This is a genomic window from Pseudomonas sp. PD9R (genome assembly GCF_019200975.1).
GTDB lineage: Bacteria > Pseudomonadota > Gammaproteobacteria > Pseudomonadales > Pseudomonadaceae > Aquipseudomonas.
This window is the reverse complement of record NZ_JAHTMR010000001.1, coordinates 753006-768596: the sequence shown is the minus strand read 5'-3', so window position 1 is coordinate 768596 and position 15591 is coordinate 753006. Positions and strand designations below refer to the sequence as shown.

The window sequence follows — 15591 nt, the reverse complement described above, 5'->3', positions numbered from 1 at the left end:
GGCGAACTTGATAATGGCTCCCGCGACGTTTTGGCGCATGACCGGCGGGCGATCGATTAAGCGCGATTGGGCAACAGTTTGTTAACATCCCTGCGCTTTTTTTCGTCTGATCCATCTGCCACTGTGCACCCCCAGTCGCAACACAGGATGCTTTTTGCCCATGAGTACGTTGTATACCCGTCGCACGGTCCTGCGCGGCATGAGCCTGCTGAGCCTTGGTTTGCTCGCCGGCTGTGACAGCAGCAGCAAGCTGTCGTTCAAGTACGGCAAGGACCTGAGCGACAAGATCATGGGGCGTAACTTCAAGCTCAAAGATGCCCAGGGCGAAACCCGGATGCTTGGCAGCTACCGTGGCCTGATGCCGATGATCTTCTTCGGTTTCACCCAATGCCCGGCGGTCTGCCCGACAACGCTGGCCCGTGCCGCCCAGGCGAAGAAACTGATGGGCCGCGACGGCGATCGCCTGCAAGTGATCTTCATCACCCTGGACCCCGAGCGCGACACGCCAGAAATGCTCGACAAATACGTCAAAGCGTTCGATCCGAGCTTCGAAGCGCTGTACGGCACGCTGGAAGAAACCGCTGCCACCGCCAAGGAATTCGGCGTGTTCTATGAAAAAGTCCCGAGCGGTTCGACCTACACCCTCTCCCATACCGCCACCAGCTACGTGTTCGACTCCCGAGGCAATTTGCGCCTGGGCCTGTCCGCGTCCCTTACTGCAAAAGAGTGCGCAGAAGACCTGCTCACCGTCATGGAGGTCTGCTGATGACTTCGTTCTGCACAAAGCGTATTAAACAGCTAGCCTTGGGCCTTTCCCTGATCGGCATGGCTTGGCAGGTGTCCGCGCAAACTCAGGTGAACGACGCCTGGGTCCGTGCGACAGTGGCCGGCCAGCCTTCGTCCGGCGCCTTCATGACCTTGCAAGCCGACACCGACAGCAAACTGCTCAGCGTACAGTCGCCCGTCGCAAAGACGGTGCAAATTCACCAAATGACGATGAAAGATGATGTGATGCGCATGGGTGAGGTCGAGTCCGTGCCGCTGCCGGCCGGTAAACCGGTGAGCTTCGATCCAAACGGTTATCACATCATGCTGATGGACTTGAGCGGCCAAATTAAGGAAGGCAGCAAAGTGCCCCTGATTCTGGTCGTAGAAAATGCCAAGGGCGAGAAAGAAACCATCAAGGTCGAAGCCGAAGCCCGGGCGCTGGATGCTATGGATCACAGCAGCATGGACCACAGCAAAATGGATCACAGCAAGATGAATTGAGGGTCTGACGGCCTCGATCCAGAGGCCGTTCACTGATGGGAGGTGCGAAACATGACGACCAACACCGAAACCGCCATCCTCGCCGGTGGCTGCTTCTGGGGCATGCAAGATCTGATACGGCGCTATCCCGGTGTGCTGGCCACGCGGGTCGGCTATTCCGGCGGCGATGTGCCCAATGCGACTTACCGCAACCATGGCACCCACGCCGAAGCGATCGAAATCGTCTTCGACCCCGAGCAGATCAGCTATCGCCAGATTCTCGAATTCTTCTTCCAGATCCACGACCCGACCACCAAAAACCGTCAAGGCAACGACCTCGGGACCAGCTATCGCTCGGCGATCTACTATCTCGGCGATGAGCAGAAACGAGTGGCCGCAGACACCGTGGCCGACGCTGACGCTTCCGGTATCTGGCCCGGCAAGGTCGTGACTGAAATAGAGCCCGCCGGTCCGTTCTGGGAAGCCGAGCCTGAGCACCAGGACTACCTGGAACGCATTCCCAACGGCTACACCTGCCATTTCATCCGGCCCAACTGGACGCTACCGAAACGCGGACTATAACAATGCCCCTGTAGGAGCTGCCGCAGGCTGCGATCTTTTGATCTTGATCGAAAAAAACAAGATCAAAAGATCGCAGCCTGCGGCAGCTCCTACAGGGGGCGGTGTCGGTCACAAATCTTACTTGAGCTTTGACGTATTAAGCGCCACGGCCGCCCGAATCAACGCCTTCAGCGCCGTTTCATCAATCTCGTCACCCTCGCGAATATCAATTGCGCGGCGGGTGTTGCCGTCGAGGCTGGCATTGAACAAGCCTTTGGGATCATCCAGCGACGCGCCCTTGGCAAAGGTCATCTTCACCGCCGCCTTATAGGTTTCACCGGTGCAGATGATGCCGGCGTGGGACCACACAGGCACACCTCGCCACTTCAGCTCCTCGACTGCCTCGGGGTCAGCCTGCCTGACGAGCGCCCGCACCCGCGCGAGGGTTTCGCCACGCCAGTCACTCAGCTCATTGATTTTCGCGTCTATCAGCTCCGTCACAGAGCCTTCTTGCTCGATTTTCTGCGAGCCGGTCTTTTGCTTGTTCATGATGTCTGTCGACCTCTTTGCGCCGGACAGTGAGGTTAGTAGATCAAGCCGCCGATGCAATGTTCCGGACTGCACGACTGACGGTCGCGCCCTATGAGAGAGAAAAACCGCCCGGCAACGCTGAACGATGCGTCCCTTCCCAGGCTCTCAACAAGAAGACCTGGTCACCGGAGCGAGAACACTTCGACCGTGTTCTGAACCGCCCTTATGCAAATTAATCAATGGACTTCTGCGACGGCCACCCCCGCTCAGGCGGCGACTCTGTTGGCAATGGCGCTGGTTATAACGATCGCCTCCGGCATCGCACCCGTTGATCGCGTGGATTGGCTACTTGAGAACGCGGTTCCCGTCACCTTCCTGCTCACATTGACCGCAGCCTGGCGGCACTTGCGCCTGTCCTGGCCGGCTTATTTTGCAATTCTGGTGCTGATCGGCATCCACGGACTGGGCGCGCATTTCACCTACGCCAAAGTGCCCTACGACGAATGGTCGCGACACCTCACAGGCCATTCGCTAAACGCGGCGCTGGGCTTCAAACGCAACCAGTACGATCGCCTGGTGCATTTCAGCTACGGCCTGCTGATCCTGTTCCCGCTGCGGGAAATGCTCTGGCGCAAAGCGTCGTTACGCGGCGTGTGGCTAGCGGTGTTGGCGGCGAGCCTGGTGCTCGCCACCTCGTCGATATACGAACTGATTGAATGGATCGGAGGGGAATATCTGGGCGACGACCAGGCCAAAGCCTTTCTGGCGACCCAACAGGACCCATGGGACTCGCAGAAAGATGTAGCCCTGGCGTTTCTCGGTTCGCTCATCAGCCTGACGTTGCACGCCGTTATGACATCCGCAAAAATCTCGAACTCGCGCCATGCAACCTCCTCCAATGCATAGACACGGGAGGAAAGCGCCATGAACAACGAAGACCGTACAAATCCTGTCGAAGCAGATAACGACGGTGAGACCAAAGGCGTGGATGAAGTCATTACCCCGACTTCACCACAAACCCTTGAGCAAGAGGCCGAGGCGCTTCGGCGCAAGATCGCCGAGATAGAGCGCAAAGTCGCGGATGGCAATTGAGTACTACGAACTTCAATTGCGGCTCTCTTGAAGCAACTGATCAACCACTTGATGCATGCACCCTTGCGCGTCTGAACCTTGGGCGAGCGCCCGCGCATAACATGCCAACTGGCGGGAGGCACTGTTGCCGAAGTCCAACAGTGCCTCGGCTTGATCAAAAACCTGCGGTTCGCCGATGCACTTTGCGGTAGGCGCCAACAGCGATCGCGCCTGCTCAAGCCATTGACCGGCGCTGATCAAGCCGCTTTGAGCGTCGGTCACATAACGCCCCTGCACGCCGTGTCGCTTGGCCTGCCAACGGTTTTCCGCCAGCAGCCAGCGTGTTGTCGCCTCATAACGCGCGCCGGGGTCGGGTCGCGAAATCGCGAAGGCCACCATCACCCGAAACAAGCTTGCCAACAGCAGCGCGTCACTCAAGCGAGGGCAGGCATCTGTCATGCGTAGCTCAAGGGTTGGATAACGACTGGCAGGCCGTAACCCCCACCAGCCATTTCCCTCTTTTTCAATCGTGCCGATTTGCTGCAGCGTTTTCAGGTAACGCTGATATTCGCTTTCGTCGCCGAAAAATTCGGGAATGCCCATCCTTGGCCAGCCATCACAAACGACCTGGCGATAGCTCATGAAACCTGAGTCGGCGCCTTCCCAAAATGGCGACGAGCAACTGAGCATCAGCAACAGCGGCAGCCACGGGGCAACCTCGTTCATGACGGCAATCCGGTCGATCCCTTGAGGAATTTCGACGTGTACGTGCAGGCCGCACAGAACACTGCGTTGCGCCACCGATTGATATTCAAAAAACAGCTGATCAAAGTGCGGCAGCACCGTAGCGCGCTGATCCCGCCAGCGCGCCAGCGGGTGGCTGCCGGCGCAGAGCAGCCCCAGGCCATGTTTGGCCAGCATGCGGTTCAAACGTGAACGTACGCCGCCGAGAAATTCTGCGGCCTGCTCTGCCGTCGAAAACACCGGTGAGGCGACCTCGATTTGCCCCTGGAACATCTCGTAGGCAAAGCCCTGCTCCATGGCCTCGCGGCATTCGCGCAGCAGGTCGGCGCTGGGTTCAGCGAGCATCTGTCGTGTGCTCAGGTCCGTAAGGAAATATTCTTCCTCGATGCCAAATCGCGGTGCCGGGCTCATGGTGACCAACCTTTCAGCGCCGGCGGGTTACGGTCAGCGCCACAACCGCAATCCGTTCCGCGCGCTCGTAACCCGGCTTGAGCAATTCCTCGCCGAACACATCGGGGTCCAACTCACGATAGGTCCAGCCGAAGGTGTCACCGGTCAGCATGGGCAGGACGGATTCGAGAAACGGATCTTGTCCGGCCACCATCGCCACCCCGGTGTACAGCACCAGGCTGCCGGCCTTGTGCAGGCGTGGCAATGATTCGCGAACGATCCGCACTGACAGCGCTTCGCCCAACGCGCCGCCGCCATCACGATAGGCGCGGTGCTGGCTGTCATTCATATAGGGCGGATTGGCGATGATCAGATCGAACTGACCTTCAACGCTGTTGAGGACATCGCTGTGGTAAACCGTGACGTTGTTGACGCCGGCCAGTTCAGCATTCACGGCTGACAGTCGCAACGCCCGCGGATTGATGTCCACCGCCAGCACTTCGGCGTCATGTCGCGCCCTGGCGACCAAGAGCGCCCCGACGCCGGCACCGCAGCCGATATCTACCGCACGTCGCACCGGTTCGAAACACTGGCGCAAATGCGCTTCGATCAACTGGGCAAAGCGGTAGCTGTCGGGGCCGAAAAATACCGCGTCAGCCTGGGTGGTCGGGTATGCCGAATGGGCGAACAGCAATCCTTCAAGGCTTGACCAGCGCACCGCACTGCGCCAAGCCGAGCCGTCTCGCTCGACGACACCCGCCTGCTCCAGGCGCGCAAGTTCCTCGGTGGGAAAAAGCGTGTGATCGAACGGCATCGACCAACCGAATGCATCGCGCCTGTCCTTGGCCAACGGCGTCGCAAAACGCTGAAGAACGCGTTCGTGGGTCAGAGGGGTCGGCGTGACAAACCGGTAATCCTCGGCGAGCAAACGTCTGCCCAACGCTAGCAACGTCTGATCGGCAATTTGTTGAACGGACATAGATCACTCCTTGAATCAGCGCAAAGCGGCCCGCAATTCGATAAATCGCCGAGTGGCGTAGAGCCCGGCCGGGCGACAGTGCCGTTGTGCCGAGAGCCAAGGGATCAACGACTCAAGTTGTTGGCGCGGCGATTGGTTGCGCAGGGTGTTCTGCAACGCCATGACTTCCGGGTCGTTGGCCCAGCTGTCATCGGCGTATTCGCTGCTGTCGTGATGGCGACGTGGTGAGGGTGGCTTTTTCGGGTCTTGCCATTCACCGGCGATCCAGTCGTGCACCAGCTGTTTCTCGTACCCGCTGAACACGCCAAACATCGCCGCCGTGCTGCCCTCGATCAATTGCCAGAAGCGGCTTTCCTGCGGCGGGCGATGACGCTTGATCCAGCCCTTGTGCTGCATGGCTTGAAGAAAGTCTTCAATCTTCCCTGGAGTCGACAGCCACTCGTTGACGGTTTGCCCCTCAAGCCGGCAGTAATCGGAATGCATGTGCTGACCAAAACTGCGCTTGCGCTCCAGCATGGCGATCACTTCGCGCTGCAAATCGAAGCCCTCGATCACCGCCGTCGAGCCAATGCCCAAATCATTCAGGCGATAGCCCTGGGCGACGCGACGATAGAATTCCTCCGCGCCTTCTTCCACCGGCAGCAAGTCGAGTAGCGCTTGAACCGCCTTGCGCCCATGGCCGCTGCTGACGTTGTCGATGGTTACGTGCAGGGTGAAATAGTAAGGGTCGATGCCCAGCTCACGCAGTTCATAGGCTGTGATCAATAAATGCAGCGGCAGTTGTTCGTAACCCAGGTTGTAGCCGATCACCTCCGGCATGAAGTGGGTGCTGCAGCGTCCCAGTGCAAGTTGAATCGCACCTTGCACAAAGTGCTGGTCATCCAGTGCCTGCTGATCGTCAGCGTCATGTTCGGCCAACAATTGACGGTAGATCACCACGTGGTTCTGCCGTGGATCGCCCTTGCCGAGTTCTTCAAGATAGGTGGTCAGCAGGCCATCGAAACGATAGTCCTGCCAGTGCTCCACAACGCCCTCCAGCCAGGCGCCGTCGACCTCTTTGGTCGGTGCGACACGTTGCAGGAAATACAACGCATGGGCCTTGTTCTGAAAATATCGACGCCCTGCTCCCTGCCGTCGCTGCTCTATGTAATCGGCATAGTCGTGGGCCACGTCGGCGCAATGCTGTTGCGCCCACGACGACAATTGCGCCGGCTCTTCGGGCAGGTCGCAGGCGAGCCGTGCAGCACGATTGAGTTGTTCGCGCAGGAAGGTTTCGGCCCGAGGCCCGGCATCGCAAGCGTCGCTGTACAACAAGCCATAAAGCTCGCGGTACTGATCACAGGATGAATCCACAAGGGGTGAAGGATCGCCGGACAAAGGTTTGAAAACGGTCATCGGGTGTTTCTCCTGGGCTGTGCATTTCGACTGCCGCTGAAGTCAGGTAGCGCAAAAAAGAAACGCTCGCTCGTTGAACAGGAGATTTGAACGGACACAGAAAATTCAATCCGCTTGCAAAAGCCATAGACCGGTGGTGCGAGTCTGTATTGCTTGCGACCGCTCGTCCGTTGCGCTGCACTTTCCTTTTGGCCGGTTCTTCCAATGCGGTACATCCCCACTCGCAAGGAAGACGGAAATGAAGAACAACAAAATTGCAGCCCTGACACTCGCCGGCCTTCTCTCCACATGCTCGCTCTACGCATTGGCGGCAGAGAAAACCACCGAAGGCTCTGCCCTTCCGCCGGGCACCGCACAGCCACAAGGTAATGAATCAAACAGTGTCGGCACCGGCACTGACGGCGGAACTTCGACCAAAGGGATCGATGGCAAAACCGGCTCGATGTCCAACGGGGCCGATGCCGGCACCACCGATAATGGACCTGCCCCCGCTGGCGGCTCGAAAGGAGGCGGTGATGGTAAAGGAGGCAGCGGTACCGGAAGTTGATCACCAGTGATACCCGGCCCGGCCAACGCCGGGCTGATTCGTACTACACCGCAACCCGCAGTTTCCCGTGAAAGCAGAGGCAGACCCCATGAACGCTATCGACATCCTGAAAGCCGACCACGAACGCGTAAAAACCATCCTGACTCAACTGAATGACTCAACAGAACGGGCCGTTAAAAAACGCGCCGAGCTGGTGGGGAAACTGGAAATGGAAATCACCATTCACACCCGCCTCGAAGAGGAAATCCTCTACCCGGCTTATAAAGAGGCCGGTGGCAAGGAGCAGGAAAAAATGTATTACGAAGCCAAGGAAGAACATCGCACCGTCGACTCGCTGGTGCTCCCGGACCTGAAAACCACTGATCCATCCAGCATGGAATTTTCCGGACGTGCAAAAGTGGTCAAGGAACTGCTTGAGCATCACATTGAGGAGGAGGAAACAGAGATGTTTCCTGAGGCCAAAAAACTTTTAGGCAAGGCAAAACTGGATGAACTGGGCAAGCAAATGGAGATGATGAAAGCGTCTTATAAAAAAGAACTCAGCGCCGGGAACATGGCTGCCTGATGCCGTTTCGGTTCCGGCAAAAACGCGGTTGGCGCTGCTGTCATGCAAGTTGACCAGCGCCATTCCCCCAGATCGCGGCACATGAGCTATACCCTCTAATCACCCATTGCGGTTCTTCAAGATTGGAGGTTGGCAATGAAACTCAGAAACTCACTGACCATATTAATGATCACCACGAGCCTCTTCGGCTGCACGACGTCGTCAAACCATGGGGTGACCGTTCCCTTGGTGGCGACCCCGCACAATGCTGGCCAAATCGGTAACGTGGCGTTGGCAAGCTGGGACAAACAAACCGGCTTGAGTTTCTTCATCAGCGGCATTCCCAACGGAACCTCCCTCCCGTTGCGCGTCTACACCTTCATCAATAAAGGCAGCTGCCAGCAACCGGGGCCCGTCGCCTACGCAATGAATGATCAGACCAACACCGAGCGCGTTGCTTCAAGCGGCTGGAGTTTTTCACGAACCGCGCCAGTCGCAACCTCAATACTGCTTTCAGGTGGTTACTCCATCGTTGTGCGATCTGCGCCGGAGGATGGCAACGCCGATCTTTTTTGTGGGGATATAAAGGCAGGAGACTCGGCGAAGTAGCCTATATAGCGTTTGGATCGCTGCATCGTTCGACGGTTGACGCGACAACCACCTTGATAAACGCCGGAGCGGGCGCGTAGCGACCGGCGTGGAATTAATCAAGGCTGCTACCACTCTGTAGCACTCGGTAACACCCGGCTCTGTTGTGGTGCGTCTTTTCAGCGATCTGCCGTGCCCCGCCCTGCCCTATAAGGCCAACGCCGCCATGGCGTACTTTGTGCATCTAAACGCGATCTACTGCTGCTTGAAGTCGCCATGCGCCCCAAGGAATTGAAACTCTGGACCACCGGTGTCGCCCACCTGCTAGACCTGCCCGCCGGGCATGCGCGGCTGTCGGGTTTGAGTCACTGGTTGCGGCAGGTATGCCCGGTCGATCATTTCGTGCTCTTCGTCTATGAAGGCAACCACCGACCGTTGGCCCTGTTTGACACCTTCTCGGCGGACAAGCGCGCGGTGTATGTCGACGACTATCAGTGCGGCCCGTATTTGCTCGATCCGTTCTACCTGGCGTGCACTCGCGGGCAGGCGCCCGGTTTGTGGCGTTTGCGTCAATTCGCACCCGACCACTTTTACCTCGGCGAGTACTACCTGACCTACTACCAGCAAACCGGGCTGGCGGAAGAAGTGGCGTTTTTCGTCGACCTCGGCGGTGGTGCCATGGCGGTGCTGTCGCTGATGCGTTCCTCGGTCAGTTGCGCATTCAGCCGCGACGAAATGCAGTTGGTCGAGTGCGCGCAAGCGGTGGTCGAGCAGGTCATCAAGGAAGCCTGGCGCTTGCGTCAGGCCCAGCAACCACGCCCCGCGCAGGACCTGGACTTCAAGATCCGCGAAGCCTTCGATCATTTCGGCGCGCACATCCTCACCGGGCGCGAACAGGAGATTGTGCAGCTGCTATTACGCGGTCACTCCAGCGCCTCGGTCGCCGAACAATTGAGCATCAGCCCCGGCACGGTGAAGATTCACCGCAAGAACATCTACGCCAAGCTTGGTATTGGTAGCCAGTCGGAATTGCTGGGGTTGTTTATACGGGATTTGACTGAGGATCAGCTGCAAGAGGAGCGCGGTCGCGCCTTGAGTTTTTGACTGGGTGACGTCAAAGATCAAAAGATCGCAGCCTGCGGCAGCTCCTACATGGGATTTGGTCAGACCGCGATATTGGCGGCGTACGCGATCCATGTAGGAGCTGCCGCAGGCTGCGATCTTTTGATCTTGCTTTGGCTTTTGATTTTTCTGCATATGCCCCTCCTATCCCCCAAGGGATATATACGCCGCAAAACCCTCATTGCTAGTTTGGGCCCCGACGCACTGATTCATCACTGCAAGGGAGCCCGCCTCGTGAACGACAACCAGCCAAGCGATATCGAATTCTGCAATGTGGTCAAACGCTATGGCGAGGTGCAGGCCGTCAATGGTCTGAATTTCACCGTGCGGCGTGGCTCGTTCCATTCCTTTCTCGGCGGTTCGGGCTGCGGTAAAACCACCACCCTGCGCATGATCGCCGGCTTCGAACAGCCCACCAGCGGCGAAGTGCGCCTGGCCGGCAAAAGCGTGGCCGGGGTGCCCGCCTTCGAGCGGCCGGTGAACATGGTGTTCCAGCATTACGCGCTGTTCCCGCACCTGACCGTGGCACAGAACATCGCCTACGGCCTGCGCTATCGCACTCCGCGTCCGGACAAAAAACAGCAGCTGCGCATGGCCGATGAAGCCCTGGAAATGGTGCGTCTTAGCGGCTTCGGTCAGCGCAAGCCGAGCGAACTCTCGGGTGGCCAACAACAACGCGTGGCCCTGGCCCGAGCGCTGGTGAACAAGCCGACCGTGCTGCTACTCGACGAGCCGCTGGCGGCGCTGGACCGCAAGCTGCGCAAGGAGATGCAGTCGGAGTTGCTGCGTCTGCAACGGGAGGTCGGCATCACTTTCGTGTTGGTTACCCACGACCAGGAAGAAGCCCTGTCGATGAGCGACAGCATCAGCGTGATGCACAACGGTTCGATCATCCAGACCGCCACCCCGGAACAACTCTATGAAGCCCCGGCCAGCCGTTACGTGGCTGATTTCATCGGCGAGTCCAACTTGTTCAACGGCACCGTGCGCCATCTGAATGGCCGTTCGGTAGTGCTGCGCACTGCACAGGGACTGGAACTGACCAGCCCGCTGACGCCCACCGGCAAAGCCCTGAGCGCCAACGCCGAAGGTTGCATCGCGGTGCGCCCGGAGCTGATCAGCATCGCTGGCGCCAGCGTCGACATGGCCCGCGAAGTGACCCTTCCCGGTTGCGTCGAGGATCGCATTTACCTGGGTAATTCCACCGAATACCGCGTGCGCACCCAGGCCTTCGGCGTGGTCTGCGTGCGCGTGCCGCGTCAGCAGGATCACGGCGCCAATGCATTCGAACACGGCGCGGCAGTGCGCGTCGGCTGGGATCACGCCAATGGCCTGGCCATGGCGTTGTAAGTCATCGATTCGTTTCATCAACCGGATGGGGAGCGTGCTATGGACCAGAAGACTTTTATAAAAACCCTGCGCAGCTGGCAGAACGGCTCGATCAGTCGCCGCGAATTCCTTGGCCGCACTGGCCTTGGGCTCGCCGCCGCAGTGGTCGCCACCAATATGCCCGGCCTGCTGACATCAACGGCTGAAGCTGCCGAGCAGACCAAGCTGGGCGATCGCCTGTCCCTGGCGACCTGGCCGAATTACCACAGCCAGGAAAATCTCGACGCATTTGCCAAGACCACTGGTGCCCGCGTCTCCATGAGTGTGTTCGGTTCCAACGAAGAAATGCTCGCCAAGTTGCAGGCCGGCGGCAGTGGCTGGGATGTGCTGGTGCCGACGAACTACACCATCAGCACCTACGTCGGCCTGGGCCTGATCGAACCGCTGGACCTGTCGCGCATTCCCAATTTTGATCCATCGGCGTTCCAGCAGAAATTCATGGCCCAGGGCACGGTCGACGGCAAGGTTTACGCGGTGCCGAAAAACTGGGGCACCACCGGCATGCTCTACGACACCGGCAAACTGAAGAACGGTCCCACCAGCTGGAAAGAGTTCTGGGCCGCCGCTCAAGGCCCGGCCAGCGGCCGGACGATGGTCCATGACTATCAGTTGACCGCCATCGGCAATGCCCTGAAAAGCTTCGGCTACAGCTTCAACTCCCTCGACCCGAAAGAGCTGGCCGATGCTGAAAAACTGCTGATCGAGGTCAAGCCGCACCTTTTCGCCATCAACTCGGATATCCAGCCGTCGATGCGCAGCGGCGATGCCTGGCTGGCGATGTCCTGGACCGGCGACGCCTCGCAGTTGCACCGCGATAACGCGCAGATGCAGTTCGAACTGGGCAAGGAAGGTGGAGAACTGTGGAGCGACTTCTTCGCCATCCCGAAAAACTCCGAGCACAAGGACGCGGCCTACGCCTTCATCAACTACCTGCTCGACCCCCAGCACAACAAGCTTGAAGTGCTGAGCCACGGCTACCCGAGCGGTGACAAACGCGTCGACGCCCTGCTGCCGGTAGCAATGCTCGACGATCCGATCATGTACCCGGCCGCCGAAGCCCTCAGCCCACTGGAGTTCGGTGCGGCAGCGACGCTCACCAGCCCGGCACGCGCCGAACTGATGGCCCGCTTCAAATCCGCCTGACCGCCTGACCATGGCTAACGAGGAGTCCCCCATGAATGCCGCCGCCCACCCGCAAATGGTGCAGCCGGGCAGTGCCCTGTCCGCCGAGGTTCGCCAACGGCGCAGCCTCGGCCGACGGATCACCCTGCTGATGCTCTTGCCTTCGACCCTGTGGTTCCTGCTGCTGTTATTGATGCCGCTGGTGATCATCCTGGTCTTCAGTTTTGGCGAGCGCAGCGCCGTGGGCGGTTACGCCGGAGGCTTCACGCTGGCCAATTACCTGAACCTCGGTTCGCGGGCGGCGGCGTTCGGCAACACGCTGGTGTTGGCACCATTGGGCACCTTGGTGTGCCTGGTGGCGGCCTACCCGCTGGCGTACTTCCTCGCGGTCAAGGTCAGCAAGAACCGCTCGTTGTTGCTGACGCTGGTGATTGTGCCGTTCTGGACCAGTTTCCTGATCCGCACCTATGCGTGGATTTTCATCCTCAGCGGCAAGGGCATCCCGGCGTTGTTAGCCAGCCTGGGCCTTGAGGATGTGCGGCTGATCAACACGCCGTGGGCGGTGCTGATCGGCATCGTCTACGGCTACCTGCCGCTGATGGTGTTCCCGATTTACGTCAGCCTGGAAAAACTCGACAAGCGCCTGCTCGAAGCCTCGGCCGATCTCGGCGCCAGCGCCTTCGAAAGTTTCCGGCGGATCACCCTGCCGCTGTCCGCACCGGGGATCATCACCGGGGTGATGCTGGTGTTTATCCTGCTGATGGGCGAGTTCCTGATCCCGGCCATTCTCGGTGGCGGCAAGGTGTTCTTTGTCGGCAACGCGCTGGTCGACCTGTTCCTGCAATCGCGCAACTGGCCGTTCGGCAGTGCGCTGGCAATGACCCTCGTAGCCATGATGCTGCTGATCATCGGCCTGTATTTGAAGCTTGTGGCGCGCTACGGCGGCCGCCCTGCCGACGGAGGCCTGTGACATGTGGCTGCGCAGCTATTCAACCTCGCTGTACCTGTTTCTCTACGCGCCGATTGCCCTGATCGTGCTGTTCAGCTTCAACGCCGGGCGCAGTGGCCTGGCGTTCGAATGTTGTTCGGTGCAATGGTTTGGCCGCGCCTTTGGCAACCCGTTCATCATGGAAGCGCTGGGGCATAGCGCCTTTATTGCCTTCTGCTCGGCGGTGCTCGCCACGTTGTTCGGCACCCTCGCTGTGTTCGGTCTGCAACGCGCCGGACGCAAGGTGCGTCTGCTGTTCGATGCCCTGACCTACTGCGCGATCATCGTGCCAGGGATTGTCATCGGCATCTCGACGCTGATCGCATTCATCAGCCTGTTCGACTTGATCAACCCGCTACTGGCGAGCTGGTTGCCGAGCGTTCCACGCTTGAATATGGGGTTCTTTACCGTGATCGCCGCGCACTCGCTGTTTACCATGGCGCTGGTTATGGTGATCGTGCGCAGCCGCGTCGACTCGCTGGACAAGGCCTTGCTCGAGGCTTCCGCCGATCTCTACGCGCCGCCGATGCAGACGTTCTGGCGGGTTACCCTGCCGCAGATCAGCCCCGCGATCATGGCCGGGTTCCTACTGGCGTTCACCTTCAGCTTCGACGACTTCATCATCGCCTTCTTCGTCGCCGGTTCGGAGACGACGCTACCGATCTACATTTTTTCGTCCATCCGCCGTGGTGTGACACCGGAGATCAACGCGATCTCGACCGTGATTATCTGCGTGTCACTGGCACTGCTGTTCACTTCCCGCTCTCTGCAAAACCGCCATACCGGCGTCCAGGAGTCGCACCATGCATGATCAGCTATACATCAACGGCGAGTGGGTCAGCCCGGATCTGGGCGGTTATCTGGAAGTCATTGACCCGGCTACCGAGCAGGCTTTCCAGCGGGTGGCGGCGGGCACTGAAGAAGACGTCGATCATGCTGTGCGCGCGGCCCGGCGCGCCTTTGACAATGGCTGGGGCCAAACCAGCGGCGCCGAGCGCGCGCAATGGCTGGAGGCACTGGCCGATGAACTGGAAAGTGGCCAACAAGCGCTGGCGGAACTGGAAGTGCGCGACAACGGCAAACCGTTGCCCGAAGCGCAGTGGGACATCGGCGATGCGATTGGCTGTTTTCGCTATTACGCCGGGCTGGCCCGAGAACTCGATCAGCAACAGGACCAGCCACTGGCATTGCCGGACGAGCGTTTTCGTTGCCGCATTCGCCATGAACCGATTGGCGTCGCCGGGCAAATCATCCCGTGGAACTACCCGCTGCTGATGGCGGCCTGGAAAGTCGCGCCGGCCCTGGCTGCCGGGGCCACGATGGTGTTGAAACCGTCGGAACTGACACCGTTGACCGCGCTGGAACTGGCCGCCGCTGCCGACCGCATCGGCCTGCCCGCCGGTGTGTTGAATGTGATCACCGGGCTGGGTGCCGACGCTGGCAGTCCACTGACCGAGCACCCCGGCGTGGATAAACTCGCCTTCACCGGCAGCGTACCGACCGGGGCGAAAATCATGTCGGCGGCGGCCCGCGACATCAAGAACATCAGCCTTGAACTGGGCGGAAAATCCGCGTTCATCGTATTCGACGACGCCGATGTCGAAGCCGCCGTGGAGTGGATTCTGTTCGGGATTTTCTGGAATCAGGGCCAGGTGTGCAGCGCCACCTCACGCTTGCTGGTGCAGGAAAGCATCGCCCCGCGACTGATCGAACGCCTGGTCGAGGAAACCCGCAAAATCATCATCGGCCCCGGCATGGAGCCCGGTGTTCTGCTCGGGCCGTTGGTCAGCCAAAGCCAGTACGACAAGGTGCTCGGTTTCATCGACCAAGGCCTCGCCAGCGGTGCCCGCTTGCTCACCGGAGGCCGGCGACCGACGCATCTGCAAGAGGGTTACTTCATAGAACCTGCGATCTTCGACGAGCCGGGACACAGCAGCATTCTCTGGCGCGAAGAAGTGTTCGGCCCGGTGCTGTGCATCAAGCGTTTCAAGACTGAAGAGCAAGCGGTGCAAATGGCCAACGCCAGCCGCTTCGGCCTCGCCGCTGCGGTGATGAGCGCTGACTTGCACCGTACCACCCGCGTTGCCAACCAGTTGCGCGCCGGGATTGTCTGGGTCAATTGCTCACAACCGACCTTCGTCGAAGCGCCGTGGGGCGGCATGAAACACAGCGGGATTGGCCGCGAACTGGGGCAATGGGGGTTGCACAATTATCTGGAGGTCAAGCAAGTGACCGAGTACGTGAGTGACCAGCCGTGGGGTTGGTATTTGAAATAAGTGGCCGAGTATCCGTCGCCGTGTTCAAGGAGTACCGCGACGGATGTCCTTTAACCAATGGCCGATTCAAGCGGCTTCATGCAAACGTCGAGAGGG

At 59.5% G+C, this 15591-nt stretch carries 18 protein-coding genes; 14 read left to right on the top strand and 4 right to left on the bottom strand.

Annotation, left to right across the window (positions count from 1 at the left end):
- Positions 1–160: 160 nt before the first annotated feature.
- The 3 genes from KUF73_RS03540 to msrA are packed head-to-tail and all read left to right on the top strand — an operon-like array spanning position 161 to position 1830.
- Complete coding sequence (locus tag KUF73_RS03540) at positions 161–766, top strand: SCO family protein (protein ID WP_218436644.1); 606 nt, start codon at positions 161–163, stop codon at positions 764–766.
- Positions 766–1269, top strand: a complete 504-nt coding sequence (locus KUF73_RS03535) for a copper chaperone PCu(A)C (RefSeq protein WP_218436643.1) — start codon at positions 766–768, stop codon at positions 1267–1269. Before KUF73_RS03540 ends, KUF73_RS03535 begins: the two co-directional genes overlap by 1 nt.
- Before the next feature lie 51 nt (positions 1270–1320).
- Positions 1321–1830, top strand: coding sequence for a peptide-methionine (S)-S-oxide reductase MsrA (msrA, locus tag KUF73_RS03530; protein ID WP_218436642.1), 510 nt, complete (start codon positions 1321–1323; stop codon positions 1828–1830).
- Between the two features lie 117 nt (positions 1831–1947).
- Here the strand turns inward: msrA and KUF73_RS03525 are convergent, their stop codons facing one another.
- Positions 1948–2358 (bottom strand): DUF1801 domain-containing protein, encoded by a 411-nt coding sequence (locus tag KUF73_RS03525; protein WP_218436641.1) that lies wholly within the window; start codon positions 2356–2358, stop codon positions 1948–1950.
- Between the two features lie 207 nt (positions 2359–2565).
- Between KUF73_RS03525 and KUF73_RS03520 the strand changes: the two genes are divergently transcribed.
- Both KUF73_RS03520 and KUF73_RS03515 read left to right on the top strand, forming a co-directional pair.
- Positions 2566–3246, top strand: a complete 681-nt coding sequence (locus tag KUF73_RS03520; RefSeq protein WP_218436640.1) for a DUF2238 domain-containing protein — start codon at positions 2566–2568, stop codon at positions 3244–3246.
- An 18-nt stretch (positions 3247–3264) separates the two neighbouring features.
- On the top strand, positions 3265–3432 hold the full coding sequence (locus KUF73_RS03515) for a hypothetical protein (RefSeq protein ID WP_218436639.1): 168 nt from the start codon (positions 3265–3267) through the stop codon (positions 3430–3432).
- 12 nt (positions 3433–3444) lie between these two features.
- Here KUF73_RS03515 and KUF73_RS03510 read toward each other — a convergent pair whose 3' ends face one another.
- Genes KUF73_RS03510 through KUF73_RS03500 form a run of 3 tightly spaced genes read right to left on the bottom strand, consistent with a single transcriptional unit; the run spans position 3445 to position 6919 of the window.
- Complete coding sequence (locus KUF73_RS03510; protein ID WP_218436638.1) at positions 3445–4566, bottom strand: carboxylate-amine ligase; 1122 nt, start codon at positions 4564–4566, stop codon at positions 3445–3447.
- Positions 4567–4579: 13 nt separating this feature from the next.
- Positions 4580–5524 (bottom strand): class I SAM-dependent methyltransferase, encoded by a 945-nt coding sequence (locus KUF73_RS03505; RefSeq protein WP_218436637.1) that lies wholly within the window; start codon positions 5522–5524, stop codon positions 4580–4582.
- A gap of 15 nt (positions 5525–5539) precedes the next feature.
- A complete protein-coding gene (locus KUF73_RS03500) occupies positions 5540–6919 on the bottom strand; it encodes an iron-containing redox enzyme family protein (RefSeq protein WP_218436636.1) in 1380 nt (459 codons plus the stop codon).
- Positions 6920–7157: 238 nt separating this feature from the next.
- Here KUF73_RS03500 and KUF73_RS03495 point away from each other — a divergent pair, with 238 nt between their 5' ends.
- The 9 genes from KUF73_RS03495 to KUF73_RS03455 all read left to right on the top strand — a co-directional run bounded on the left by KUF73_RS03495 (position 7158) and on the right by KUF73_RS03455 (position 15495).
- On the top strand, positions 7158–7466 hold the full coding sequence (locus tag KUF73_RS03495; RefSeq protein ID WP_218436635.1) for a hypothetical protein: 309 nt from the start codon (positions 7158–7160) through the stop codon (positions 7464–7466).
- An 88-nt stretch (positions 7467–7554) separates the two neighbouring features.
- Positions 7555–8031, top strand: a complete 477-nt coding sequence (locus tag KUF73_RS03490; RefSeq protein ID WP_218436634.1) for a hemerythrin domain-containing protein — start codon at positions 7555–7557, stop codon at positions 8029–8031.
- 135 nt (positions 8032–8166) lie between these two features.
- On the top strand, positions 8167–8619 hold the full coding sequence (locus KUF73_RS03485) for a hypothetical protein (RefSeq protein ID WP_218436633.1): 453 nt from the start codon (positions 8167–8169) through the stop codon (positions 8617–8619).
- 255 nt (positions 8620–8874) lie between these two features.
- Complete coding sequence (locus KUF73_RS03480) at positions 8875–9702, top strand: response regulator transcription factor (RefSeq protein WP_218436632.1); 828 nt, start codon at positions 8875–8877, stop codon at positions 9700–9702.
- 252 nt (positions 9703–9954) lie between these two features.
- Positions 9955–11070, top strand: coding sequence for an ABC transporter ATP-binding protein (locus tag KUF73_RS03475; RefSeq protein WP_218436631.1), 1116 nt, complete (start codon positions 9955–9957; stop codon positions 11068–11070).
- Between the two features lie 39 nt (positions 11071–11109).
- Complete coding sequence (locus tag KUF73_RS03470) at positions 11110–12252, top strand: PotD/PotF family extracellular solute-binding protein (RefSeq protein WP_218436630.1); 1143 nt, start codon at positions 11110–11112, stop codon at positions 12250–12252.
- 31 nt (positions 12253–12283) lie between these two features.
- Positions 12284–13201, top strand: coding sequence for an ABC transporter permease (locus KUF73_RS03465; RefSeq protein WP_218436629.1), 918 nt, complete (start codon positions 12284–12286; stop codon positions 13199–13201).
- A gap of 1 nt (position 13202) precedes the next feature.
- Positions 13203–14030: an ABC transporter permease gene (locus tag KUF73_RS03460; protein ID WP_218436628.1), complete on the top strand. Its 828-nt coding sequence runs from the start codon at positions 13203–13205 to the stop codon at positions 14028–14030.
- Entirely contained in the window at positions 14023–15495 is a 1473-nt protein-coding gene (locus KUF73_RS03455) for an aldehyde dehydrogenase family protein (RefSeq protein ID WP_218436627.1), read from the top strand. Before KUF73_RS03460 ends, KUF73_RS03455 begins: the two co-directional genes overlap by 8 nt.
- Positions 15496–15591 lie beyond the last annotated feature (96 nt).